This is a genomic window from Dankookia sp. GCM10030260 (genome assembly GCF_042666655.1).
GTDB lineage: Bacteria > Pseudomonadota > Alphaproteobacteria > Acetobacterales > Acetobacteraceae > Paracraurococcus.
In genome coordinates this window covers 1-624 of record NZ_JBHTDE010000094.1, presented here as the reverse complement: position 1 = coordinate 624, position 624 = coordinate 1, and the positions used below count along the sequence as shown (strand labels likewise).

The 624-nt window shown below is 62.8% G+C and carries 1 protein-coding gene; it reads left to right on the top strand.

The features are described 5' to 3' along the window. Positions 1-60 precede the first annotated feature (60 nt). Positions 61-624: IS6 family transposase (locus tag ACFQS7_RS31005; protein WP_380070994.1), on the top strand; the 564-nt coding region annotated here is incomplete at its 3' end.

The following is a 624-nucleotide window of genomic DNA, read 5'->3' as shown; positions in this document are numbered from 1 at the left end:
AGGGCATTGTCACGTAGTTGAGCACTGGCCGGAATGAACTGATGAGGCCAAGCTGGTCAGATGTCGACCGAGCCCACCACCTACCCCGGCTACCGCTTCCCGGCCGAGGTCATTCACCATGCCGTCTGGCTCTATCACCTGTTCAGCCTGAGCCTGCGCGACATCGAGCTGATCCTAGCCGAGCGGGGCGTGGTGGTCAGCTATGAGAGTATCCGTCGCTGGTGCCTCCGCTTCGGCACGGAGTTCGCGGCCAAGCTGCGCAAGCGGCGGCCAAGGCCAGGCGACACTTGGCACATGGATGAAGTGTACCTGAAGATTAACGGCGAGCTCTTCTACCTCTGGCGCGCGGTGGACCAGCACGGTGTCGTGCTAGATATCCTCGTGCAGGAGCGCCGCAATGCCACGGCCGCCAAGCGCTTCTTCAAGCGCCTGCTGGTCGGGCTCAAGTACAAGCCCCGCAAGATCGTCACGGATGGGCTGCGCAGCTACGGCGTCGCGCAACGTGAGGTCCTGCCCGATGTGCGGCATCGGACCAGCCGCTACTTGAACAACCGCGCTGAGAATTCGCATCGGCCGACGCGGCGTCGAGAACGCCAGATGCAGCGCTTCAAGTCTCCAGAACAG